The sequence below is a fragment of the uncultured Aquimarina sp. genome, assembly GCF_947495315.1.
In the GTDB taxonomy this organism is placed as follows: Bacteria; Bacteroidota; Bacteroidia; order Flavobacteriales; family Flavobacteriaceae; genus Aquimarina.
In genome coordinates, this window is record NZ_CANLYD010000010.1 from 99,917 (window position 1) to 125,679 (window position 25,763).

Here is a 25,763-nt window from a genome sequence, read left to right on the forward strand (position 1 = left end):
GTATCTTTGTGGCATAATTTTTAAAAAATTGGAATGGAAATTATCGAAAGCCTACAATGGCGATATGCTACAAAAAAATTTGATAACACTCGTATACTCCCTCAAGAGAAAATAGACATACTTACAGAAGCATTTAACCTTACTGCTACTTCATATGGATTACAGCCATTAAAATTAGTTGTATTACATAATAGAGAAATTCAAAAAAAACTTACTGAATATTCCTGGAATCAACAGCAGGTTGCAGATGCATCTCATGTATTGGTTTTTTGCATCGAAAATACTGTTGGTGAAGAATACATTACTAAGTATTTTGATAACGTAAAAGCAATAAGAAATACTTCTGATGAGGTACTTAAACCCTTTAGAGAACAACTGGTTGATTCTTTTAAGAACAAACCTGCAAATGAGATCACTAATTGGGCTGCCAAACAAGCCTATTTGGCTATGGGTAATTTATTAACGGTATGCGCAACTGAAAAAATAGATGCCTGTCCAATGGAAGGTTTTATTCCTAAAAAATATGACGAAGTTCTTAATCTTACTCAACTTGGTCTAAATTCAGTCTTAGTACTGCCTGTAGGTTATCGTGCTGACGATGATATGTTTGCGGAGTTTAAAAAAGTAAGACGCTCCATTAATGAAACAGTAATTGTTTTATAGACAAATACTTGGCAAGATATTTGGAGTGTAAAAAATGTTATATTTTTGTCATACCCAAAACTTAATAATATGAAAAAAGTAATTCTGTTTATATCATTGATAATTACTTCAGCTGTATTTGCACAAGAAGACGAATTACATTGGTTAACAGATTTTGAGACTGCAAAACAAGTTTCTGAAGATACTAAGAAACCTATTCTTATGTATTTTACCGGCAGTGATTGGTGCGCTCCTTGTATCATGCTTCGCGAAGACTTCTTTTCTACTGAAAAGTTTAAAAATCAATCACAAAAAGTAGTTTTACTAAAGGTAGATATCCCTAGAAGAATGGATATAATTTCTGAAGAACAACTAAAAGCAAATAAAAAATTATTAAGTAAATATAACAAACAAGGTGGTTTTCCAAATATTATTGCAATGGATCATAATGGCAAAGTACTTGGCTCCCAAGGTTCTTACAGTTCTTCTCTGCGAGATCCCAGTAGATACTTTAGTTTTGTAACCACGATTATTGACAACTATTAATTAAAAAGATAAGTTACACATTATATAATCAAAACTCTTTTCGGTATTTTTGCCGAAGAGAGTTTTTTAATTTAACACTGTACCTATGCCAGGATTCGAGCTATTTGGAGCTGAAGAAAAGAAAGAAGTTCAAGATGTATTAGACAATGGAGTTTTAATGCGTTACGGTTTTGATGGTAACCGAAATGGACATCACAAAGCCTTAGAACTAGAAAGAGATCTAGCTTCCAGAATGCAAACTGAATTCGCTCAGGTAGTATCAAGTGGAACAGCAGCATTAACAGTAGCATTAGCTTCTGCAGGTGTTGGATCAGGAGATGAAGTGATTATGCCGACTTTTACATTTGTTGCCAGTTTCGAAGCTATTTTATCTGTTGGTGCTACTCCTATTTTGTGTGATATTGATAATACTTTAACTTTAGACCCTAAAGCAGTAAAAGAAGCGATTACACCAAAAACCAAAGTAGTTATGCCCGTACATATGTGCGGTTCTATGGCAGATCTAAAAGCGTTGAAAGCTATTTGCGATGAACATAACCTGATTTTATTAGAAGATGCTTGTCAGGCTATCGGAGGAACCTACGACAACAAACCATTGGGTAGTTATGGAGATTTAGGATGTTTTTCTTTCGATTATGTAAAAACAGTTACCTGTGGAGAAGGTGGTGGTTTGATAACAAATTCTAAAATCTATGCCGAAAATGCCCATAAGTATCAGGATCATGGACATGATCATATTGGGAATGATCGAGGAGCAGAAACACATCCGTTTTTAGGATATAATTACAGGCTCTCTGAACTAAATGCGGCTGTAGGGATTGCTCAATTAAGAAAATTAGATCATACTTTAGACCTACAAGAAAAAAATTATACTATCCTTCGAGATGCGCTGACCTCTATTCCTGAAGTTACGTTTAGAAGAGTTCCAGAAACCGGAGTAGAAAGTTATGCTTTTTTAAACCTATTCCTTCCAACTGAAGATTTAGCAAGAAAAGGACACAAAGCCCTTGGTGAACATGGAGTAGATGCTTGTTTTTACTGGTTTGATAACAATTGGCACTATTATAAGAAGTGGGAACACTTATTAGAGCCTAAATCACTCAATACGCTTTCTGCTGAACAAAAAATAGGACTTCAAAAAAATAATCAATCTTTTGATGCCAGTGATGCCTGGATAGGTAGAACTATTTCATGCTTAATAAAAGTAGGTTGGTCCGAAAGTGACGTAAAAGAAAGAGCTTCAAAAATGATTGAAGCTCTACAAAGTATTCTATAAAAACTACTTTCTAATAGTTTACATATTCTACGATTTCTAATCCATATCCGATCATACCTACACGTTTTTGTTGTACAGTATTGGATACCAATCGTAATTTATGAATATTAAGGTCGTGTAAAATCTGAGCACCAATACCAAAATCTTTAGTATCCATAACTATTTTTGGTGCTTTTACTACTTCCTCGCCTGTTTGAACTTCTTTTAGAGCCTTTAAACGATTAATCAAATTAAAAGATTGACTTTCTTGATTAATAAAAACAATAGCACCTTTTCCTTCTTTATTAATTCGGGTAAACATAGCATCTAGTCGTTTATCCGCATTATTAGTTAGTGTTCCTAGAATATCATTATTAAACAACGTCGAGTTAATCCGTGTTAACACCGGTTCATTATCCGCCCAACTTCCTTTTGTTAATGCAATATGAATTTGGTTATTCGTTGTTTGCTTATATGCTCTTAATCTGTACTTACCAAAACGAGTAACTATGTCAAAATCTTCTTTCTTTTCGATTAGAGAATCATGCTGCATTCGATATGCAACCAAATCCTCTATAGAAACTAACTTAAGATCATATTTTTTAGCTACTTCTACTAATTGAGGAAGACGTGCCATAGTACCATCCTCATTCATGATTTCTACAATCACACCTGCTGGTTTTAATCCTGCTAATCTGGCAAAATCTATAGCCGCTTCAGTATGTCCCGTTCGTCTTAGAACACCACCTTCTTTTGCCTTTAATGGAAAAATATGACCTGGTCTTGCTAACTCATGAGATTTTGTTTCTGAGTCAATTAATGCTAAAACAGTCTTAGCACGATCACTGGCAGAAATACCTGTAGTAACACCATTCCCTTTTAGATCTACAGAAATCGTAAATGCTGTTTCCATAGGATCTGTATTGTTATCAACCATCATATTCAATTTCAGGTCTTCGCAACGTTGTTCTGTAATCGGAGTACAAATTAATCCACGTCCATGCGTTGCCATAAAATTGATCATTTCTGGAGTTGCCTTTTCAGCGGCTGCCAAAAAATCTCCTTCATTCTCTCTATCTTCATCATCAACAACTATAATCACCTTCCCTTGGCGGATATCTTCAATAGCCTCTTGTATAGTGTTTAATTTCAATTTGTTTTTGGTCTCCGTAACCTGTGACATAACGATACAATTCTTAATTTGACAGCAAAGGTAATTTATATAATTCTTAAATGGAACAGTATCCTAGATTTATCTAATTTTATTCAAATCTTTGTTCATTTTATTTTTATAATAGAAATAAACAAATGGATACAATGGAATCCCTAGTATAAAAAACAGCAATAATGAAGGTTTATTTATGATTCCTCTAAAATGAGCATAAAAATTTCCATAATTAAGATAAGACTTTATATAAAATACAAAGTATGACAGAATCCCTAAACAATTAAAAAGCAAAAGCATAATTTTACTATCACCTGTGCCTTCCGATATTAAAGAAATAGAAATATTCACCAATGCTAAGAGTATAAACAATGAAATCACTAATGTTGAATTTTCTTGAAAATCGTTTTTATTTTTTTCTGCTTGCACCAAAGTATTTTCATCAATAACTATATCAACCTTTTCATTAACTAATGAGTTTTCAGCTTTGTTTTCTTTGAACTTATTTGATTTCTTTTTAAAAAAGTCACGAATTGGTTGAATTAAAATATCAAAGCTAACGAAACCTCGATCTCTTGTTGCTCGATACGTTAAAAATATACTCAGAGGAAATATGATGAATGTAGAAAGCCAGGACCCTACAAATGGTGGAACACCTCCTTCTTCAGCACCATTTTTTGCAAAAATTCCAATAAAATGATACGTAAGAAAAAGTACTACTCCGATCACAATTGGCAATCCTAATCCTCCTTTACGAATAATTGCACCTAACGGAGCTCCTACAAAAAACAACAGAACACAAGCAATACCCAATGCATATTTATCGTGCAATGACATCTCATATTTATTGAGTGCTCTTTTTTTAACTTCTAACGTTCTTTTGGATGTTTGTATTCTTCTAATAACTCCGTCTACATTAGAAAATGCAAGATTATAGATTTGTGATTTTTGTCTTATATTAAATCTATCGTTTATCAAATCTAATGTATCAATAGTCGCTTTTTTTAGTGTATCTATTTTTAGATTCCTATTTAATTCTTTAAATCCATTTCTTCTATTTACATCATCTTGTGTAGATTTCACCTCGTCATTTACTTGGATTGATAATGTATCTAGCTGATTTCGAAGCCCATTTACATTTAGCATGTTATATCCTTTACTATATTGCTCGGCATCCATATCTACATTATCTAAAGAAGACAAATCCATATTAAGAACATACTGCTTAAAATAGGTTTTAGCAAATGGCAATTTTTTTCTTTGCTTAGGAGATTTCTGTTGGATTTCATCATAGTAATTTCCATCATTAAGTACCAGTGTAATCAAATCAGAATCAATGCTACCCTTTAATTCTCCATCAGCAGCTTTTATAACCGTAAAATTACCTACTCTAACTCCTTTTTTATGAATAATTACATCTCTTAGAAATTGATCATTATCTCCATATTTTTCGGATACCCGTATGTTTATATCTCCCAGATCATTAAATTGATTGGGAGTAATAACCATAGCTGGTTTGACCTTTACTATATTTTTTCTAAGATTAACAAACTTCTTTTCTGAATTGGGAATTACCGTATTAGAAAACAAAAACGCTCCAATTCCGACAAAAAAGATAAACACCGATAAGGTTCTCATTGCTCTCTGTAAAGATATACCAGAAGATTTCATTGCCGCGAACTCATAGTTCTCTGCAAAGTTACCAAAGATCATAATCGAAGTAAGCAAAATAGTGAGTGGTAATACCATCGGTATTAACCTTGGTGTAGCGTATGTTAAAAACTTTATTATCACCGAAAAATCCAAATCTTTCCCTGCCAACTCTGATATAAATAACCAGATTGTTTGCAATAAAAGAATAAACATGATAATAATAAAGAGTGGGAAAAAAGTCTTTAAAAAAGTCGTTAGAATATATCTGTCAAGTATTTTCACCTATTCGCTACTAAAATAAATCCCGAAATCTTCGGGATGTGTATTGATTATAAATTAATGTCTAAATATATTACTAATCTAAACGATTGATGTAATAATTGCCATATTTTGATTCGTCAAAAACAAATAACGTTTTAGAAAGTGGCTGATTTGTTTTAAAACTATTAACCGTAATTGTAATATTTGTTCCGTTATTCTGCATAAGAATAAGTTTATAAATATGCTTTGTTTGCTTATCAATTCCTAATAAAATCTCTTTTAATTCACTCTTAGAATCAATTGGAATTAATTTTACAAACTGAATTTTTCTTCCCTGTACATCCTGAACTATATCTAATTTAGAAGTATATCCATCTTCGTAAAACGTAAGCATCTTAGATGGTGTAACGCTTGCTTCATCTTCTGCATTTTGTGAAGAAATATTAATCTCCTCATCTTCAGGGATAATAATATGTAGTTTCTTACCATCATACATCTGTTCAGTCCCCATTAGGTTTAATACATATTTATCCCCAAATAAGGTAACATCACCTCTTGTCTCCTGAGAAACATTTTCTGCAGGGTTATTCAGGGCATATTTAAATCCTATGACAATATTATCATAACTTCTCACCTTAGTAGATACTTCATCTAAAAGTTGTTTTGCATCTTGCGCCTGAGCAGTTGCAATAAAAAGGGTAATAACTAAAAAAAATACTTTCTTTATCATCTATTTATTTCTGTGTATTTAAAAATCTCTTTTATTCTGCAAATTTACTATAATTACTCTGAGTCCAATAATTGTTTCAGAGCTATTAAATCAGTTACTAAAACCTGTCTGGCTTTACTTCCCTCGAAAGGACCTACAATACCTGCAGCTTCCAACTGATCAATCAATCTTCCAGCTCTATTATATCCTAATTTAAGCTTTCTCTGTAATAAAGACGCTGAACCTTGCTGTGCTGTGACAATAACTTCTGCTGCCTCATTAAAAAGTTTATCTCTATCTTTTACATCTATATCAAGACTTGTGCCACTTTCTTCTCCCATATACTCTGGCAAAAGGTGTGCATCAGGATATGCTTTTTGACTACCAATATAATCTGTAATCCTTTCAACTTCTGGTGTATCCACAAAAGCACATTGAATCCTAACAAGATCATTACCTTGTGTATACAACATATCTCCACGACCAATTAACTGGTCTGCTCCTCCAGTATCCAAAATAGTACGAGAATCAATTTTAGAAGTCACTCTAAAAGCTATTCTAGCCGGAAAATTGGCTTTGATCATACCTGTTATCACATTAACAGAAGGTCGCTGAGTTGCAATAATAAGATGTATCCCTATTGCTCGCGCTAATTGTGCTAATCTGGCAATCGGTGTCTCTACTTCCTTACCAGCTGTCATAATCAGATCGGCAAACTCATCAACTACCAAAACAATATAAGGTAAAAACTTATGTCCATTTTCCGGATTTAGTTTTCGTGCTCGGAATTTGGTGTTGTACTCCTTTATATTTCGGACCATTGCATTTTTCAACAAATCATATCGAGCATCCATCTCTATACAAAGAGAGTTCAATGTATTAATCACTTTATTATTATCCGTTATGATAGCTTCATCAGTATCAGGTAATTTAGCGAGATAATGACGCTCTATTTTATTGAACAATGTTAGTTCTACTTTTTTAGGATCTACTAACACAAACTTTACCTCAGCTGGATGTTTTTTATACAATAACGAAGTTAAAATTGCATTTAGTCCCACAGATTTACCTTGTCCTGTAGCTCCTGCCATTAATAAGTGGGGCATCTTTGCTAAATCCACCACAAAGGTTTCATTAGAAATGGTTTTACCCAGAGATAAAGGAAGCTCCATTTCCGCTTCCTGAAACTTAGATGAGGCAATTGCAGATCGCATAGAAACGATTGTAGATTTTTTGTTAGGAACTTCGATACCAATTGTTCCTTTACCTGGAATCGGGGCTATGATCCGAATTCCCAATGCAGCCAGCGACAATGCTATATCATCTTCAAGGTTTTTAATTTTCGAAATACGAATACCCGCTTCCGGCACAATTTCATATAAAGTTACTGTGGGACCAACGGTTGCCTTAATTTGAGCAATCTCTATCTTGTAGTTCTTAAGTGTTTCTACAATCTTATTTTTATTCTCTTCGAGTTCTCCCTGATCAATGGTTATTCCGCCATTTTGTATTGAGTAATCCTTTAGTAAATCAATGGTCGGGAATTTGAAATTTCCTAACTCCAATTTTGGATCAAATTCTCCAAAATCCTTTACCAATTTAGCACTAAGGTTTTCTACTACTTCTTCCTCAACAATAGTCTCCACCTCCATTGCTATATCCTCTGGATTATCTTCAGACTTTATTATTAATTTTTCTGGAACCTCATCGGATTGATTATCAGGATTACCATAAAACTCATTTACGGTTGTTTTTGTAGATTTTGCAGATTCACTATCCACAATTGAAGCCTTTTCTTTGACTTTTTCTGTAACTGTATTCAGAGACAAATCCTTGGTATCGCCAAGTGACAAACTTTCTTTCTCAGCTACTTCCTTTTTATTTTCCTTGGGTAAACTCTTGGAACCATTAATCTTTCTACCCGACTGATAGTCTTTTGTGATTTCTGTTTGCGTCTTTTTTAAAGAAGCAGATATCTTTTCTGGAGTATATCGTAAACGGACAACAATATAGACAATAGCGAAAAAAGCTAATACCAATACTGTTCCTATAAATCCAATATAATCCTGCATAAAATCATTAACTTCATATCCTATAACTCCTGCAAGTAAACCGCTTTCTTTTTGTACAAATCCGAAAATTACTGAAATCCATAACATTACCAGCGTTCCCCAAAACCAGAATCCTGCTAATTTCTTTCTGTTTAAGTCAAAAAACAAATAGACTCCTGTAAGAGAAATAAGAACGGGAAGAATTAAAGCTGAAATACCAAAGCCTCTAAAAATAAAAAAATCACTCACTTTAGCACCTGAAATACTAAGCCAGTTTTTTGCCGAGGAAGTTCTACTTGGAAATTGAGAAATTTCACTTTGATCTATTTTCCAATTAAAGAAAAAAGACACAAAAGCAAAGAATAATGCTATCCCTAAAAAGAATAAGAAGCTACCCAAAACAACTTTTTGCTGTCTTGATAAAGTAAGTCTTTCTTTTAAAGGAGTTTTAGGTTTTTTTGTGGTTTTCCTTTTTGTTGTTGCTCTTTTTTTTGCCATTTTTTGGATGTGTTATCGCAAAAATACGAATATCTATATTGGAACGTAAAAATGGAAAAAAAATTTTCTAGAATAAATACGGAACATAAATAATACAGCCAACAATAACCGCTACTATTGCTGCTATAAATACTGCTCCGGCTGCAATATCTTTAATAAAACCAATTTTATTGTGGAAATCAGGATGAATAAAATCTGCAATTGCTTCTACCGAAGTATTTAATCCTTCAATACTCATTACAAGCCCAATAGCAAAAATTTGTAAAATCCACTCGGTTGCAGTTATATTCATATAAAAACCTAAGGCTGTCATAATAATCGCTATGACAGCCTGTACTTGTATACTTGGTTCGGTTTTAAGCAGTATCAATGCTCCTTTTAATGCATATCCACAACCTCGCAACCGACCTGTAATAAAATTAGAAACTTTACTCATATAAGAGAATTATGCCAATGTTTTTATTGCTTCAGCATAATTAGGCTCTTGTACAATTTCTGGTACTTGTTCAGTATGTACAATTGTACCTTCTTCATTAACTACAATAACTGCTCTAGAATGAAGTCCTTTCATAGGGCCATCAATAATTTCTAAACCGTAATCTTTACCAAACTTCCCATCTCTGAAATCCGAATGATTCACTACATTTTCCAGACCTTCTGCTCCACAAAATCTAGCTTGAGCAAATGGTAAATCTCTGGATACGCAAAGAACTTTAGTATTAGACAGATTACTCGCTTCTTTATTAAATTGCCTAACAGATGCAGCACATATTCCAGTATCAATTGACGGAAATATATTCAGCACCACTCGCGATCCTTTATAATCAGATAGTTTTGCCACTGATAAATCTGTATTTACCAATTCGAAATCCGGAGCTTTATCACCTACTTTAGGTAAATCACCATTTGTATGTATTGAGTTTCCACTTAGTGTTATTGTAGCCATAATAATATTATTTGTGTTTTTTTTTAGAGCTATAAAATTAGTAAGATTATATGGCATTTTACATAAAGTTTTATGAAAATAAAAAAACCTTCTGTAGTAGAAGGTTTTTTTTATTTATCTATGGGCATTTCTTAAGAATCTATAGACCCCATTACGCGTTGCATAAAACTATTTAGAGCTTCTTTTTTAGAAGTACCATCTTTAATCATTTTATTTACTTCTATAGCCCCATACATATTAGAAATTAATTCTCCTATTACATCTAACTCATCATCTTTCAGCGAAGGTACTTCAGTTAATGATTCTAAAGTTTCAATAGTCTCTACAAGAAAATCCTCATCGTTTTCTTCGATAAAAGAAGTAAGATGCTTAATTATTGGTAACTTCATCTACTAATTCTTTTAAAACATCAAATTTATTAGTCTGTACCTGATTTACAAAAGCTCCATTTTTAAAGGTTGCAAAAGTAGGAAGATTATCTACTGTAGCCATTTTTCTGGATTCAGGATTTTTTTCTGCATCTACAATGATAAAAGTAGTATCATTTTTCTCTGAAGCTAGTTTCTTAAACTTAGGTTTCATTATTCTACAGTTGCCACACCAGGTAGCAGAATACTGAACTACTACTGTGGTATTATCATTTACAACTTCAGAAAGATTATCCGTAGTTAATTCTTGGATCATAATTTATATAATTATAAGGTTAAGAATAAACTTCTCTGAAGTGTGATTCAGAGAAGTTTTATAATCAAAAAAGATATGTTATTAATGAGCAGCTAAGTAAGAAGCTACTCCATCTCTGTTAGCAGACATAGCATCTTTTCCTTCTTCCCAGTTTGCTGGACATACCTCTCCATTTTTCTGAACATGAGCATATGCATCAATGAGTCTTAAAAACTCCGCTACATTTCTTCCAACAGGCATATGGTTTACACCTTCGTGAAAAACAGTACCTTCTTCATCAATTAAGTAAGTAGCTCTATATGTAACGTTATCACCCTCTACTGTTACAATCCCAGTTTCCTCGTTATAAGTTTCATTTGTGATATCTAAAATCTCTAACGTACTTGAAAGGTTACGATTAGAATCTGCCAATATAGGATAAGTAACACCTTCTATACCTCCATTATCTTTAGATGTATTTAACCATGCGAAATGAACTTCAGGAGTATCACAAGAAGCACCAATAACAATAGTATTTCTTTTTTCGAATTCTACTAAAGCTTCTTGAAAAGCATGTAATTCTGTTGGACACACAAAAGTAAAATCTTTCGGGTACCAAAATAGTAATACTTTTTTGTTGTTATTTTTTGCTTCTTCCAATACATTAAGTTTGAAAGTATCTCCCATATCATTCATTGCATCAACGCTAAGATTTGGAAATTTTTTACCTACAAATGCCATTTTTTTATTTATTTAAAGTGTAATTAATTAATTTTCGAAGTGGCAAATATACACCTCCTAATCGAACCTTAATACAAGGATAATTTTAATTTTCTATGTGTTGATAGTTTTTGCCAATACATTAAAATTCCTTCAGTTATTTAAAATATTCTTACAAGAAAATGAAATACCTTACATAAATTACGGATAAATTGTTCTTTTTACACGATGATTTACACTTCATACAATCTATTTTTGTATTTTCGCTTTAACCATTGACTAAAAACTTAACAAGTTGAGAAACTTTCTTAATCAAGTAGTTATAATATTTATAGTATTTATTTCACTAAATACTTTGGCCCAAACTTCATTGGATGGAAGTGATATTCAAGCATACATTGAGGAAGCCGAAGTTCTACTGGAAGAATATAAATATGAGCAGGCTTTAGAAAAGGCTCAGATAGCATATAAAACTGCGAAATATAATGATGACGAAAAGAACCTAGCTAAGATTCACGATGTTATTGCTCGAGTACACGAACTCAACAATCAGGAAAGCATAGCTATTACTAATTACAGGACTGCGCTTACCTATGCTTCAAGCTCTAAGACTACTTACCTAAGAGCCAAGTTATATAATAATTTAGGAAACCTTTTTATCAAATCAGACTCTACTTTATATAAAGGAATTGAACATTATAATAAAGGGTATCAAATCGCAAAAGAAATAAAGGATACCACTAAAATGGTGAAACCATTATTAAATCTTGCAGAATATTATATTAATAATGATGACTACAAAACTAGTGATGGATATCTGACTAAAGTAAGAGCATTAATTGGTACGGACATGAATATATCAAGTCCTCAAAAAACCAAATTGAGCAACCTGCTTGGCAAGTATTTTTTAAGAGTTCGAAGATATGAAAGGGCTAATGAACATGTAGAAAATGCGATAGCCTTTGCTACTGATGAAATTAATAACACTAACAATAATAAGATATTAATTTCTACTTATCATAAGGAGCTGGCTACTTCGTATATGACAAAGTATAAAATTTATAAAAATCAAAAAGAGTTCGAATTAGCAACCCCTTTTCTAGAAAAACACTATGAAAGCCTTTCTAAATCAGAAGATCTGACAAAAGAAATTGAGTTACTTAAAGCTACTATAGAGTTTGGAGTAGATCAAATGAAAGATCAAGTTGAGCAAGCTAATAAGAAAGATGATGAAAACTATTCTAAAGAGATCAAATGGCAGATCAGTATTATTCTTGGGGTTGTTCTGATTTTAATTTCTCTTGCATTTTTGATTAGTGCATACAAAAATAATTTACAAAAGAAAAAACTAAACAACGACCTTATAGAAAAAAACAAGGAACTTGTAAATGCTAAGGAAACTGCTGAGCAAGTTTCTACCCTCAAATCGCAATTCATATCCACTGTAAGCCACGAATTAAGAACACCTCTTTATGGAGTTATAGGTCTTACTTCTCTACTTATGGAAAACCCTGAAGAGAAAAAGAAAAATGAATATCTCGAATCTCTAAAATTCTCTGGAGACTACTTACTTGCCCTAATTAATGATGTATTACAACTAAGTAAAATTGAAACTAATGAAGTTAAATTAGAAAAAGTTTCTTTTGACCTAAGATCACTTATAGAAGGAATTGTAAATTCGCTTCATTCGAAACAAAAACACAATAACAATACGGTACATATTGATATAGACCGCAATATAAAAACTACACTACTTGGAGATTCAGTGAGGTTATCACAAATATTAATGAACCTTATTGGTAACGCTCTTAAATTTACAAATAACGGAAACATCTGGATAAAAGTAAAATGTCTTGACTATCAAGATGATAATTATAAATTACGTTTTATTATAAAAGACGATGGTATTGGTATTCCTAAAAGTAAGCAGGAGACTATTTTTGATAATTTTGCACAAGTAAAGAATCAAAATCAGGAATACGAAGGTACGGGACTTGGTTTAGCTATTGTGAAAAAATTAATCCATCTTCATAACAGTGAGATTTTTATTAATAGCGAAGATGGAGTTGGATCTGAGTTTACATTTGATCTCAGTTACGAAAAAGCAGTTAAAGAGCAGGATATTTCATCCAAAACAGGCGAAACGATTAGTATTGGAACAACCAATTTTAACATCCTTATTGTTGATGATAATAAAATCAATCAGATTGTAACCCAGAACATCCTAAAGAAAAAAGGATACACCTGTAATTTGGCTAGTAACGGTATGGACGCTATTGAGATGGTAAAAAGCGAAAGTTTTGACCTAATTCTAATGGACATCAATATGCCAGAGATGAATGGATTGGATGCTACTACAGTGATTCGAACGTTTAATGAACATATCCCTATTATTGCACTTACTGCAGTAGAGGAAGGAGAAATAAGAGATCAGGCATTATCTGTAGGAATGAACGATGTAATCATTAAACCGTATGACACTCAGCAATTCTTCCAGACGATCATGAAAAATATTTCGAAAGTGAAATATATAAGTTAGATTCTAACAACTATTTAATTGTGTAATTTATTCTGTTAAAGCATATCACACTTATCACTGAATATATTATTTTAGAGCACAATTTCTAGCTTATTATACAAACATGAACTCAAAAAACATCGGTTTTAATACCATTTGCACCCATATTGGGGAAATAGAAGACAAACAATTTAAAGGAGCTATATCTCCGATATACCTTTCTACTTCATATGCTTTTGAAGATGTGGATATCAAAAGATACCCCCGCTATTTTAACACACCTAATCAGGAAGCATTATGTAAAAAAATTGCTCGGTTAGAAAAAGGAGAAGCGTCATTGATTTTCGGTAGTGGTATGGCAGCAATAAGTACTACTTTATTTGCTTTTCTTAGAAAAGGTGATCATGTAGTTTTACAGCGCACATTATATGGAGGAACTGTCAATCTGGTAAATGAAGAATTCGATAAATACGGTATAGAATATTCTTTTGTTGATTCTCAAGATACTAGCGGATTTGAAGAAAAAATTAAAGAAAACACTAAAGTAATCTACATTGAAACCCCCTCTAATCCTCTATTAACGATAACAGATATTAGAGCGATATCAGAATTAGCAAAGAAGAAAGGAATTACAACAATGATTGACAACACCTTTGCTTCGCCAGTAAATCAAAACCCAATAGAACTAGGTATTGATATTGTTTTACATTCTGCAACAAAATATTTAGGAGGGCACAGTGACATACTTGCCGGAGCAGTTGTCTCTTCTGAAAAGAATATTGAGCAAATATTTCATTTAGCAAAAAACTTAGGAGGCAGTTTAAGTGATTTTACTGTGTGGATGTTAGAACGAAGTATTAAAACTTTGGGGCTAAGAGTTAAACAGCAAAATAAGAATGCAAAAAAGATGGCTAAATGGCTAGAAAATCATGCCGATATTGAAGCTGTATATTATCCAGGATTAAAGTCTCATCCTGATTACGAAATAGCAAAAAAACAAATGAAAGGATTTGGTGGCATGCTATCTTTTGAATTAAAAAAAGGTCTGGATGCAAGTAAATTTCAAAAAGAACTAAAACTGATAAAAAGCTCTATGAGTCTCGCCGGAGTAGAAAGCACTATCCTTTCTCCTACATTAACATCACACGCCTTACTTACAGAAGAAGAAAGAGAACATCAAGGAATTAAAGATGGACTATTAAGGTTTAGTGTTGGTATTGAAGAAAAAGAAGACTTAATAAGAGATATAGAGCAAGCATTAGAAAAAATTAAGATACTAGAACTTGAGCACTAATATGAAATTAGATATTCTGGCTATTGGCGCACATCCGGATGATGTGGAATTAAGCTGTTCAGGCACGCTAGCGAAAGAAATAGATAAGGGTAAAAAAGTTGGGATACTAGATCTTACCCGAGGAGAACTGGGAACAAGAGGAACTCCTGAAATAAGAGACCAAGAAGCAAAAGACGCTGCAAGAATACTTGGTGTATCTGTTAGAGAGAATTTAGGTTTTAGAGATGGTTTTTTTACGAATGATGAAGCTCACCAGCTAGCTATTATCAAAATACTAAGAAAATATCGACCGGAAATTGTTCTTTGCAATGCTTTTAAGGATCGTCATATAGATCACGGAAAAGGTAGTAAATTAGCTAGTGATGCTTGTTTCTTATCTGGTTTACGCAAAATAGAAACGTCCCTAAATGGTAAAACTCAAAATGCTTGGAGACCAAAAAAGGTGTATCATTATATTCAATGGGAAATTCTTAAACCTGACTTTGTTGTTGACATAAGTGGATATATAGATAAAAAGGTGGAAAGCGTAATGGCATACAAAACTCAATTTTTCGATACCGACAGTGAAGCTCCGTCTACTCCAATATCAAGTAAGAATTTTAAAGACAGTATTGAGTATCGAGCGGCTGATCTAGGTAGAATTATTGGTGTAGAACATGCAGAAGGTTATACCGTAGAACGCTATGCTGCAGTAGATTCTATTTTTGATTTAATATAATTTCATTTTTTACTTTGTAGAAATATAAAAATGCCTTATTTTTGCAGCCGAAATTAAATGGTGGTTGTAGCTCAGTTGGTTAGAGCATTGGTTTGTGGTACCAAGGGTCGCGGGTTCGAATCCCGTCTTCCACCCTTTACAAAAAAAAGACTCTGTTTGCGCAGAGTCTTTTTAATTTATAGTCAATTAAATTTCTTTACTGTTATTAAAAACATTGGCTATTCACTTCCAATACCATCTACCACTAATCTTTTTTCTCTATTTGCCACTTCCCAAGCTGTATAAAAGACCAGTTTAGCTCGTTTGGTCATCAGATCATATTCTATCTTATCCGGAGTATCTGTAGGCTGATGATAATCTTCATGAACACCATTAAAATAAAATATAATCGGAATATTATGTTTTGCAAAATTATAATGATCACTCCTGTAGTAGAATCGATTAGGATCGTCTTTTGCATTATAAGTATAGTCAAGATTCAGTTTAGTATATTTAGTATTTGCCTCTTCGCTTAAATTATGCAATTCGGTACTCAATCTATCACTACCTATTAAATATATATAATCCTTCTTATCATCACCTTCATGATCTTTATCAATACGACCAATCATGTCGATATTAAGGTTTGTAATAGTATTCTCTAATGAAAAAATAGGGTTTTCTGTATAATATTTCGACCCATACAATCCTTTTTCCTCACCAGTAACATGTAAAAACAATACGGATCTCTTAGGTCCCTGACCATCTTTAGCCGCTTTTGCAAAAGCCTCAGCTATCTCCAAGAGACTTACTGTTCCTGATCCATCATCATCTGCTCCATTATACACATTCCCCTTACTATCAACCCCTACATGATCATAATGAGCTGACAACACTACAATTTCATCAGGTTTTTCGGAGCCTTTTATATACGCCAACACATTTTCTGAAGATTTTATACCTCCTCTAAAATAACTCTCCGGTATCACCTGAAAATAATCATCATCCCCAATTGGCGATGGAATATTCATTCTTTTATATTGATCTTTTAAAAATTCTGCTGCCTTTTTCTGACCGGGTTCTCCAGTATCTCTGCCCTCAAAATCATCTCCTGCGAACGTAAATAAGTACTCCTTAAGCTCTTCTGCAGTAATAGTTTCTGCATAAGATGTAACATCCAATTTATCCTCTTTTGCTTTTGAAGAACTAGAACTACCAGTATTTGATGAATTCTGTGAACTGCCGCAGGAATAAAGAATAGATAAACTAAATATGATTAAAACATTTCTCATTGAATTCTTTTTTTATAACACTATGCAATATACAGATTTAGAGGGAGATCATTTTGCGAATGTTTTCTTAAAAAAATACCGAAAATTAATTGTAAAAAATCTTCTTAGAATTAAAAAAGGTTATTATATTTGCACCCGCATTCAGGGAATACCTGATGAGACTAAACACTGGAGAAATGGCAGAGTGGTCGAATGCGGCAGTCTTGAAAACTGTTGAGGGTCACACCTCCGGGGGTTCGAATCCCTCTTTCTCCGCTAAGAGCAAAGCTCGGTTTCTGAATAGAAATCGGGCTTTTTCTTTTCTTATGAATATTGAAAACATAGTTTTCATAAGTGAATGGAAAAAGAAAACGCTAAATACTACTAATGTATTACCGAGCTTTATTATCACGAAGGTGTGATCAACAAGCCATAAGACAATCTCTCTTTATAAGCATTCATTAAAATGCTTCACTTGTAAGATGTGAAGCATTTTTTTGTTTTCAGGTATATTGAGAATAGATTTTTTTTACTAATCTATTAAAATGAAGTCGTATTTACTTTTAATTGACTTAAGCTCCTTTACCAAACATGATAAGAATTGCTTCTGCATGTTTATCAGAATCATTCCACCATTTATGATTTACATTGGCAGGAATGAATATGGTATTTCCTGCCGAAACAGTAATACGCTCACCATCAACCTCACCTTCAATAGTTCCTTTAATCATAACACACATCATAGGAAACGGATTGGCTTGTTCGCGAGGGTCATTACGTACTTTATCTCCAGGAGAGACACTGTACCAAGCGGTACGTAATCCTTTCTCATAATAAAAAACGGTAAAATTTGAGCCATGTGCTTTACGTGTCGCTTTTTCATGAAATGGAATTATCTCCGGAAAACCTTTAGTCCAAAAATGAAACGAAAAGGCATTCAAATCACCATCGTCGTCCACAGTGGGCTTGTACCCATTTATTTCTAGAACACTCATTGGTGTATAATCACTACCAAAAGCTTTGCCTTGAGCTGTTAGTGCATTGATCTTTCCTTCGCCAATAGCCTTTAAGGTTTCTAGCTCAATACGGTAGACGTAAGTTGGAATATTTGGCAACCCCTCTTTGATCTTGACTTCCCATTGTTTTTCACTTTTCTTTTTGCCAGTACTTTCAATGGTCCATTTCCCATTAGCTTCAGGCACTTCTATCCCTACTATGCGTTTTTCGCTGGCATGACGATCATTTTTATAATCGTTAACATAGGCTTTTATTATGCTCTCTGCCTCTTTTTTAGAAGTAGTTTTGATTTCTTTAGTAATTTCTGGCGCTACATCTGAAACACTTGTTCCTTGAGCAAATATGCTCGCTGTCAACGTACCGCAAAATAGTGCGGTCATAATAATTTTCATTCTTTTTGAAGTTTTCATTTGATTAATGATTTAAAATTTCACTTCACAAATGAATAACACAAAATACTAAAAACTCAATAAACATTAGGCTTTGTGGAGAATGAGCAGGTTTTAGGGGCGAGACTGCAATAAACTTAAAACAGTATTGGTGTATTTATTAGATACTGGAATTTCATCCTCAAATTCTTTAAGCTCAATTGACATATTTCTACGCTTACTATTTTTTATTTTAAAGAAATTTGTATTGATTAAATATTGGCGATGACAACGATATATTGGTGATATCGGATTGACAATTTGATTTTCAATATTCTTAAGACTAGAGCGAAATACGATTTTCTCTCTTTCATTATTTGACTTAATATGTATATCCACATAATTATCGTCACTCATAATATACATGACTTCATCAAGATTTAGCTCTATAGATTTAACTCTAGGTGCAGTAATTTGATATGTTTCTTTTGATGATAGTAACGCAATCTTTTGACGATTAAAATAGCTAACAATTCCTAAGGTAAAAAAAGAAACAACTAAACCTATCCCGGAAACCCTTCCAATAACGTTTACATATTCCAGTAAAGTAAAATCATTAAACTCTGCCAAGAAACTCTTAACTAGAAACATGACACCGCTCACAAAAAATATCATCCATGTGTACCATAAAATAGCTTTACCTAATGTCCATTTTTGAAATAGTCTTTTAAAAATATTAGGAACAAGGAATTCCATTGTATATATAGACAATGAAAAAATAACTCCCATGGCAAGGATAATTAACTTAACGTACCAGATACCATTATCGACTATAGCAAATGGCTTAAAGAATATAATGAATAGACTGGCTATAAACCCTAATAAAAAAATATTAAATACATTCTTAAAGTTTTTTTTAGGTCTAGGGAATGGTGTGTAAACGAATTTGAACATTACATAAAAATAATTTTGAAAAAAGTCAGTTTAACTTTTATGATTAAACTCATCCTTTTTATACTCAAATGTATAAAATTATCTCATCTACGGATGCGTCTAAATTGAAACATTTTAACCTTCAGAATTTTATTTTCTAAATATTAAAGTTTGAATTAAAAAAATATGAAGAGACAGGTTCAAAGGTAAACTTAGCATTGTAGACTAAGTTATTATACTCAAGCTCCTCCATCAAAACGTCATATTGTGCTCTTATAGCTGGTTCATACTCATAGGTACACCTGCATCTTCAAATCCCAATAAATCTCTGTATACAGTACGTTGACTGATTTCATATTCATTAGCAACTTGCCCAACATTCAATATCTTTGAGGATTGAGGTTTAATTAAAAGTGAAGCAAGTCGAGGTAGTCCTTTCTTACAAAAAAACTCAAGTCACAGATCTCATATAATGATACAATGAAATACATATATTTATTTTTTAATGATTTGTAACCTTTTCCTATTTTCTATCCTCTAAACAATAAAAACAGATTTATGGTAACTTTTTGGCAAATCCCTTTCATGGTTTCAATTATTACTTGTGCAGTAGTTCTAGCATACTATTTAAAAAACCAACACAAAGAGAAAATAGAACTCATTAAAAAAGGCGAGAGTATTGTTTTTCAAGATGCTTTGGAACAAATGCGCTTAAACAGCCTTTCTAGAGGTATCATTGCGATTGCACTTGCATTGGGTGTAGTATCTGGATATCTGCTCGTTCATTACACAGTAATCATCCCGATTGTTGGGTATCTCACAATGCTCTTTTTAAGTTTTGGTATTGGTTCACTGATTTTTTATAGAGTCATCAAGAATGATTAGAACCATCTATGTCAAAAGAATTAATAACTAGAGCTAAAAATGGTGACAGGAGAGCTTTAAACGAGCTTATACATAACCATAAGGATTTTGCCTATACCATTGCACTGCAACATACAAAAAATGAAGATGATGCAAAGGACAGTGTGCAGAATGCTTTTATTCAGGTTATTAAGGGCATAAAGGGGTTTCGGAAAGAAGCGCAATTTTCAACCTGGTTGTATAAAATTGTATATCGGGAAGCTTTGCGAATAGTTCAAAAAAGAAACACAGAATCTTATAGGTCGGAGCTTATCAATGATACCTGTGAAATAATTGAGGATAACGAATCCCAGTCTAAAGTAAAAGAACTGATGAGCATCTTAAATGAACAAGAATATCTGGTTATGGCGCTATTTTACTTAAAGGAGAAAAGTATTAAGGAGATTATACAAATAACCAATTTAAGCAAATCTAATATTAAAGTCATATTGCATCGTGCACGGATAAAACTAAAGCAGAAACACAATGAAACAAGAAATTAAAAATGAGGTCTATAAAGCCTTATTGCAAGAAAATATCAAAGAACTTCCGGATGCTGCTGTAAGAGACATTATGAATAAGATAAAACTTCCTGAGCGCCCTAAAAAAAAAGAAACAACTTCGATACAACTGCTGTGCATTTTTTTGATTCTAAACTTAGTATTCATCATCAGTTGTATGGTATTTAAAGTATCCCTTAATGCAAATACATCCGCAATAGCTACCGCAATTACGCTTACGCCATTGATGTTTCTGTTATTTAATAAAATAACATCAATTAAAACATATAAACTATGAAAAGAATCATCCTAATTATCTTTATTGTGCTATCGCAAAAAGCTTTAGCAGAGCCATCAAGTTATCAATCTTACCAAGTAACGGTTAACGACATCACCTTTGTTATCGACCATAAGTTAGAGCTTTTTAATATCATTGCGATACAAGCTGGCCACCCCAAAATGAGCTTAAGCAACATTACTTATAAAGAAGAATGTATGCGTTATTTTAAAGATGTCGAATCAAACAAAGCGCCCGAAATATTATTTGAAACCTTCCAAAAAGGTTGGGCTATAGACGACCCTATTTATTTTTTGCTATATCTTGATGATAAGCTTCAGCTTAAGGATGGACTTGATAAAGGCGTTATCGAACGTGGTGGTGGATTAAAGCAATTGAACAAATTAGCTGCTGCGATGTCCACTTTCGCAAAAGCAAACGATTATAAGACATTTTTTAATGACATTAAGCGACCGTTTTACGAACAAATACTGCAGAATAGTGCTTACAATTTCAGGGATTTTACCATTATAGACAATATGGAAGCCTACTTTGGTCAGAAAAAGAATTCGTATAACATTTTATTGAACTTGACAGGAGGCTATGGAAACTTTGGGAAATCCATTACTAGCAATGCTAAAACAGATTTATATGCAATCATTGAAACCAATACGCATTCTGGAAGTCTACCAACCTATAATCCGAGTATAGGACTAACTGAATTGATTATTCATGAGTTCAATCACGGTTTCATCAATCCCATTTTTGACCAATACATTACTGAAATACAAAAGTCTGAACACCTTTATGAACCCATAAAGTCTTCGATGCAACAACAAGGCTATTGGGACTGGCGTGTGACGGTAAATGAGCATATTGTAAGAGCTGCTGTGGTAGAAATTACAAAGACCTATTACGACAATGAGCTGTCAGAACATTTGTTCTATAAATTACTCAAAGCCCGACGATTTATATATACAGACCTAATTTTAGGTGCGTTAGATGATTATACCCAAAATCGTGAAAAGTATGTGCATTTTGACCAGTTTATGCCAACATTGTTAAAGGTATTTAATAACATCCCTGAAAATTATATTACAAAAAAACAAAATGAAGTTGAGGCAATACGGCACACTAACATTCCTGAAGTACCCAAACCTTATGAATTTGCAAAAGATAGTACTACTTATTTTATCGTGAGTAGTAAAGAAGATGACACTCTATTACAACAAAAAATGATAGACTGGGTAGATAGCTATCGCAAAATGTTTTCTGACAAAATTCAACTCATCACTGATGAAGAAGCATTAAAAAAAGATTTGAGTAATTCAGATATTGTACTTTTTGGTACACCATCTGGAAATTTAATGTTGCAAAAGCATCTATCAAATCTTCCAGTAATAATAAAAGAAAATTTCATAATCACAAATCGTCAGATAAAGGCTAAGGATTTACAATTGGTAACCTCTTGGGTAAGCCCTTATAACTCTAAAAAAACGATGAGTATTTATACAGCGCAACAAGTAGAGCATATAGTAAATTTTAACTTTTCACCATCAAAGGATAACTTTCACTACTGGGTAGCTAAGAATCTAGTCTGCTTAGATAAGGGTAACTTTGAAAGCTATGGAAGATTATGGCGCCCCAACCTATATTAAATATGAAATATCGACTTACCATTATCTTCCTATTATATTTTGGGCTTTTAAGGTTTTCATAACCTAAGGTACCTACAGACTTTAGCTTGGAGTATTTTTTGGTCTCAGGTGTCTTGGGAATAAAATTCTCATAAGCAGGTAAAATCAAAAGATAATACAAGCCATAGGCTAAAGAACTTAATTGAAAGCCCCTACCCTAACTCAGAGATCATTGAAAATAATCCATCTTACTAGTCCTTGGTATTTTAGAAATATTTTAAACCGAACCCAAGCCTTTTTTATCTACAATAATCGTAATCAAAACATTAAAAATATGTCATTTTTATAAGACAGTCAACTCACTCTTCATAGAGTTATTCTGATTTATTAGTAATGCTTCTTGATTCCTATTTTATTGGTTTCTTATAGAATATCTACAGAACTACTTCACATTTATACTCAAGCCATTTTTTGAGATTATTCAAAAGATCGTTTTCCTGTGTGACAAGTTTATTTGACAATAACTAGGCCATTACATTAAACTGTTTTCTATTTTTAACAGACTTACACACTAAAGACACCTCTTATAAAATACTGAAAAACAAAACATTAAACATCTCATTAAGAAATGACGGGGCAACGACGGGCAAAATAATATAGCAAAACTTGTTAGTATCCGGTCAAAACATTTAATTGCACAAAAAGTAAAAAAATTGATGAGGCAACCAGAATTAGGGAAAAAGATTGCGGCCTTAAGAAAATCTAAACGTATTACTCAAGAAAGTCTTGTAGAGCGTTCTGGTATAAGTGTAAGAACCATACAACGTATAGAAAACGGTGAAGCTAATCCCAGAAATCATACTATAGAAAAGATACTTTCTGCGCTTGACAGTAATATGAGTGTATTTGAAATTGATCAATCCAGTTCCAAAAAATCATCTAAATGGTTGACTATATCTTGGATTGCCGGAATAGGGTATCTACTGCTTGGATTTATAGAAGGTCCAATGGATTTTACACGCCTTTTAAAAGATACCGATTTAATAGAAGTTATGGAATCGAGTTTTATCCCGATAATGGACTATAGCGAAAACTTTTATGTCATTATTAAGCTGTTGGTAATGATTAACTATACATTGTTTATTTATGGCTTTATAACTATTGGCGCTCGCACCAAATCATACCTATTGAAAATCATATCTATAATTTTGTTGAGCATAATGGTATTCATTCTAAGTTACGATATAATTTCTCTTTATTACCATTCGCTGAATAGCCTTATAGTGCAAATGATTATTTCAGCCGCATTTGGTGTGTTGAGTATAATTTTTGGTATTGGGCTAATCAAACTTTATTCATCATTAGGTCTCGTTTGCGTTTTCGCAGGAGCACTAGAGATTATCGCTGGTATATTCTTTCTATTTACAAACCCCATAGGGCTTCCTATACAGATGTTAGCAGGCTTACTCGAAGTCATAATTATTTATAAAATGATACAAATATTCGACAACAAAGCTCAATTACCCTTTACATAAACATTTCAAAATAGAACAATGATAGCCGAGTTATAGACATTGAACTACACTTGAATTAATAATAAAAACCAAACCACATAAAAAAAGAATGAAACTTAAGTTTAGAAAAAATATAATTATAAAAGTTTTAATATGTATTGTTTTACTAGTAGCATTAGCTCTAGGGGGTGAATATCTATGGTCTAGCCACCAAATAAAAAAACATACAGGTAGTTTAATCAAAGTTATTGACCCAACTTCTTATTTTGATTCTTATGGAGCCATTGGCATAAAAAACGTCAATACTTATATAAATGACAGTTCAAGTTTTACTGTTAAAAACATCGTATTAAAAAATGGCAGTATAGTAGCAATAGATAATATTGAAACTCTAAAGAAAAGCATTAATTACATTGATGGTGATGGTAAGTTCTTAATACCAGGACTAGTAGATACACATACGCATTTATTAAACAGTAAGAATGATTTGTACCTTTACTTAGTTAATGGAGTTACCTCAATTGCTGAAATGTTTGGTACAGAGACCCATCTTGAATGGAAAAAAGAAGCAGAAAATGGTTCCATAAGTCCTAATATGTATGTTGCTTCAAGCAAGGTAGGAAGCCAAAAGGGTTTTAGCGCCGAAATGAGCAAAAACTATGGTGGTGCCATTCATTATCAAAGTGTAGAATCCGCACGGGAAGGTATCGCGAATTTTAAGAAAGAAGGCTACGATGCTGTTAAGCTAGGAAGTCTACTTAATAAGGAAACCTATACTACTATTATCGATGAGGCTAAAAAACAAGATATACCTGTTATTGGACATTTATCTTATGATATACCTTTGGAAACTTTATATACCTCAGGACAATCACAGTTAGCCCACGTGGAAGAAATTACCAAAAGTACAATGGAAGCCTTTGGTGGTGTAGGTTATGGTGACGAAAATGACTATTTAGAATATCTTAAAAAAAATGCAGATAGCATTGCCATTAAACTAAGAGAAAATGACATTGCAGTTTCAACTACCATTTGGTTGATGGAAAGTTTACCGAAGCAGAAATTCAATCTGGATGATTTCATACAATCTATAAAACTTAAGTACGCCAATCCTGGGGTGATTGAAGGTTCGGGCTTGCGTCAAGGATGGTTACCAGGTAATAATGAGTATGAAAACCTTAAAATATTGGAAGATCCTGAACGATTAAAAAAATCTAAAATATATAATGATGCTTATATAAAAGCCATTCAAATAATGTGCAGTGCTTTGGCCAGAAACAATACTACTGTTATTGTGGGAACAGATACTAATGTCGCAGGTGTAGTTCCAGGTTTTTCATTTCATGATGAAATGAAGTCTCTATCAAATGTAGGCTTTACAAACCGCCAAATTCTCAATGCTTCGACCATAGCCCCAGCCAAATTTATGAAAATGAAAACAGGAAAAATTGAAGTTGGTTATGAATCAGATTTAATCCTACTTTCTAAAAACCCCCTTGAAGATATTACAAACACAAAATCCATAGAGATGGTTTTTTTTGATAATTATCGAATTGATGAAAATGGTATTAAAAGAATTCTCAATAAAATTGAAGAAGTGAACAACGATAATAGGAATGTTGAAATAAATAAATATCAAAAATAAACATACAAATTCTTGCAAAAGAAGATTTTTCATGAAATTCAGGCGCAAAGAATACTAGAAACTAAAAATTAGACCTGGAT

At 32.8% G+C, this 25,763-nt stretch carries 24 protein-coding genes and 2 tRNA genes; 14 read left to right on the forward strand and 12 right to left on the reverse strand.

The annotated features are described in order from the left end of the window. The first annotated feature begins 33 nt into the window (after positions 1–33). The 3 genes from Q0910_RS17350 to Q0910_RS17360 all read left to right on the forward strand — a co-directional run bounded on the left by Q0910_RS17350 (position 34) and on the right by Q0910_RS17360 (position 2,464). Positions 34–663 (forward strand): NAD(P)H-dependent oxidoreductase, encoded by a 630-nt coding sequence (locus Q0910_RS17350; protein ID WP_299219126.1) that lies wholly within the window; start codon positions 34–36, stop codon positions 661–663. A 69-nt stretch (positions 664–732) separates the two neighbouring features. After that, on the forward strand, positions 733–1,188 hold the full coding sequence (locus tag Q0910_RS17355) for a thioredoxin family protein (RefSeq protein ID WP_299219128.1): 456 nt from the start codon (positions 733–735) through the stop codon (positions 1,186–1,188). 85 nt (positions 1,189–1,273) lie between these two features. After that, positions 1,274–2,464: a DegT/DnrJ/EryC1/StrS family aminotransferase gene (locus tag Q0910_RS17360; protein WP_299219131.1), complete on the forward strand. Its 1,191-nt coding sequence runs from the start codon at positions 1,274–1,276 to the stop codon at positions 2,462–2,464. Positions 2,465–2,474: 10 nt separating this feature from the next. Here Q0910_RS17360 and ribB read toward each other — a convergent pair whose 3' ends face one another. The 9 genes from ribB to Q0910_RS17405 all read right to left on the reverse strand — a co-directional run bounded on the left by ribB (position 2,475) and on the right by Q0910_RS17405 (position 11,130). Beyond that, positions 2,475–3,626: a 3,4-dihydroxy-2-butanone-4-phosphate synthase gene (ribB, locus tag Q0910_RS17365; RefSeq protein ID WP_299219133.1), complete on the reverse strand. Its 1,152-nt coding sequence runs from the start codon at positions 3,624–3,626 to the stop codon at positions 2,475–2,477. Between the two features lie 69 nt (positions 3,627–3,695). Further along, positions 3,696–5,543, reverse strand: coding sequence for an LptF/LptG family permease (locus Q0910_RS17370; RefSeq protein WP_366142676.1), 1,848 nt, complete (start codon positions 5,541–5,543; stop codon positions 3,696–3,698). Between the two features lie 73 nt (positions 5,544–5,616). Next, entirely contained in the window at positions 5,617–6,252 is a 636-nt protein-coding gene (locus tag Q0910_RS17375; protein WP_299219134.1) for an outer membrane lipoprotein carrier protein LolA, read from the reverse strand. 53 nt (positions 6,253–6,305) lie between these two features. Next, positions 6,306–8,780 (reverse strand): DNA translocase FtsK, encoded by a 2,475-nt coding sequence (locus tag Q0910_RS17380; protein WP_299219136.1) that lies wholly within the window; start codon positions 8,778–8,780, stop codon positions 6,306–6,308. A gap of 67 nt (positions 8,781–8,847) precedes the next feature. After that, positions 8,848–9,216: a diacylglycerol kinase family protein gene (locus Q0910_RS17385; protein ID WP_299219138.1), complete on the reverse strand. Its 369-nt coding sequence runs from the start codon at positions 9,214–9,216 to the stop codon at positions 8,848–8,850. 9 nt (positions 9,217–9,225) lie between these two features. Beyond that, positions 9,226–9,726 (reverse strand): thiol peroxidase, encoded by a 501-nt coding sequence (gene tpx / locus Q0910_RS17390; protein ID WP_299219140.1) that lies wholly within the window; start codon positions 9,724–9,726, stop codon positions 9,226–9,228. Positions 9,727–9,857: 131 nt separating this feature from the next. Next, the gene (locus Q0910_RS17395; RefSeq protein ID WP_299219142.1) at positions 9,858–10,115 is read right to left on the reverse strand and encodes a hypothetical protein; all 258 of its coding nucleotides are present in this window, start codon (positions 10,113–10,115) and stop codon (positions 9,858–9,860) included. Beyond that, entirely contained in the window at positions 10,096–10,410 is a 315-nt protein-coding gene (locus Q0910_RS17400) for a thioredoxin family protein (RefSeq protein ID WP_299219145.1), read from the reverse strand. Before Q0910_RS17400 ends, Q0910_RS17395 begins: the two co-directional genes overlap by 20 nt. Positions 10,411–10,491: 81 nt before the next feature. Continuing rightward, positions 10,492–11,130, reverse strand: a complete 639-nt coding sequence (locus Q0910_RS17405) for a peroxiredoxin (RefSeq protein WP_299219147.1) — start codon at positions 11,128–11,130, stop codon at positions 10,492–10,494. A 274-nt stretch (positions 11,131–11,404) separates the two neighbouring features. On the opposite strand from Q0910_RS17405, the gene Q0910_RS17410 reads away from it, so the two are divergent. From Q0910_RS17410 to Q0910_RS17425, 4 genes are all read left to right on the forward strand, one after another. Continuing rightward, positions 11,405–13,648 (forward strand): response regulator, encoded by a 2,244-nt coding sequence (locus tag Q0910_RS17410; protein ID WP_299219149.1) that lies wholly within the window; start codon positions 11,405–11,407, stop codon positions 13,646–13,648. A 103-nt stretch (positions 13,649–13,751) separates the two neighbouring features. Next, positions 13,752–14,921 carry a PLP-dependent aspartate aminotransferase family protein gene (locus Q0910_RS17415; protein WP_299219151.1) on the forward strand — a complete coding sequence of 390 codons (1,170 nt, stop codon included), beginning with the start codon at positions 13,752–13,754 and terminating at the stop codon, positions 14,919–14,921. A gap of 1 nt (position 14,922) precedes the next feature. Continuing rightward, a complete protein-coding gene (bshB1, locus tag Q0910_RS17420) occupies positions 14,923–15,639 on the forward strand; it encodes a bacillithiol biosynthesis deacetylase BshB1 (protein ID WP_299219153.1) in 717 nt (238 codons plus the stop codon). Positions 15,640–15,698: 59 nt separating this feature from the next. Then, positions 15,699–15,774, forward strand: a tRNA-His gene (locus Q0910_RS17425). An 83-nt stretch (positions 15,775–15,857) separates the two neighbouring features. On the opposite strand, the gene Q0910_RS17430 is transcribed toward Q0910_RS17425, so the two are convergent. After that, on the reverse strand, positions 15,858–16,910 hold the full coding sequence (locus Q0910_RS17430; protein ID WP_299219155.1) for a M28 family metallopeptidase: 1,053 nt from the start codon (positions 16,908–16,910) through the stop codon (positions 15,858–15,860). Positions 16,911–17,080: 170 nt separating this feature from the next. Here Q0910_RS17430 and Q0910_RS17435 point away from each other — a divergent pair. Further along, a tRNA-Ser gene (locus tag Q0910_RS17435) sits at positions 17,081–17,165 on the forward strand. A gap of 296 nt (positions 17,166–17,461) precedes the next feature. Here Q0910_RS17435 and Q0910_RS17440 read toward each other — a convergent pair. Both Q0910_RS17440 and Q0910_RS17445 read right to left on the reverse strand, forming a co-directional pair. Continuing rightward, positions 17,462–18,286 (reverse strand): cupin domain-containing protein, encoded by an 825-nt coding sequence (locus tag Q0910_RS17440; protein ID WP_299219157.1) that lies wholly within the window; start codon positions 18,284–18,286, stop codon positions 17,462–17,464. A gap of 123 nt (positions 18,287–18,409) precedes the next feature. Next, complete coding sequence (locus Q0910_RS17445; protein WP_299219159.1) at positions 18,410–19,228, reverse strand: LytTR family transcriptional regulator DNA-binding domain-containing protein; 819 nt, start codon at positions 19,226–19,228, stop codon at positions 18,410–18,412. A 537-nt stretch (positions 19,229–19,765) separates the two neighbouring features. Between Q0910_RS17445 and Q0910_RS17450 the strand changes: the two genes are divergently transcribed. The 6 genes from Q0910_RS17450 (at position 19,766) to Q0910_RS17475 (ending at position 25,683) form a co-directional block, all read left to right on the forward strand. Next, positions 19,766–20,092, forward strand: coding sequence for a DUF6249 domain-containing protein (locus tag Q0910_RS17450; RefSeq protein WP_299219161.1), 327 nt, complete (start codon positions 19,766–19,768; stop codon positions 20,090–20,092). A gap of 8 nt (positions 20,093–20,100) precedes the next feature. After that, a complete protein-coding gene (locus tag Q0910_RS17455; RefSeq protein WP_299219163.1) occupies positions 20,101–20,613 on the forward strand; it encodes a sigma-70 family RNA polymerase sigma factor in 513 nt (170 codons plus the stop codon). Beyond that, entirely contained in the window at positions 20,597–20,908 is a 312-nt protein-coding gene (locus Q0910_RS17460; RefSeq protein ID WP_299219165.1) for a hypothetical protein, read from the forward strand. Before Q0910_RS17455 ends, Q0910_RS17460 begins: the two co-directional genes overlap by 17 nt. Next, positions 20,905–22,545, forward strand: coding sequence for a DUF4932 domain-containing protein (locus tag Q0910_RS17465; protein WP_299219167.1), 1,641 nt, complete (start codon positions 20,905–20,907; stop codon positions 22,543–22,545). The genes Q0910_RS17460 and Q0910_RS17465 overlap by 4 nt, the downstream gene beginning before the upstream one ends. 695 nt (positions 22,546–23,240) lie before the next feature. Beyond that, positions 23,241–24,059: a helix-turn-helix transcriptional regulator gene (locus Q0910_RS17470; protein WP_299219169.1), complete on the forward strand. Its 819-nt coding sequence runs from the start codon at positions 23,241–23,243 to the stop codon at positions 24,057–24,059. Positions 24,060–24,147: 88 nt separating this feature from the next. Next, positions 24,148–25,683 carry an amidohydrolase family protein gene (locus Q0910_RS17475; RefSeq protein WP_299219171.1) on the forward strand — a complete coding sequence of 512 codons (1,536 nt, stop codon included), beginning with the start codon at positions 24,148–24,150 and terminating at the stop codon, positions 25,681–25,683. Positions 25,684–25,763 lie beyond the last annotated feature (80 nt).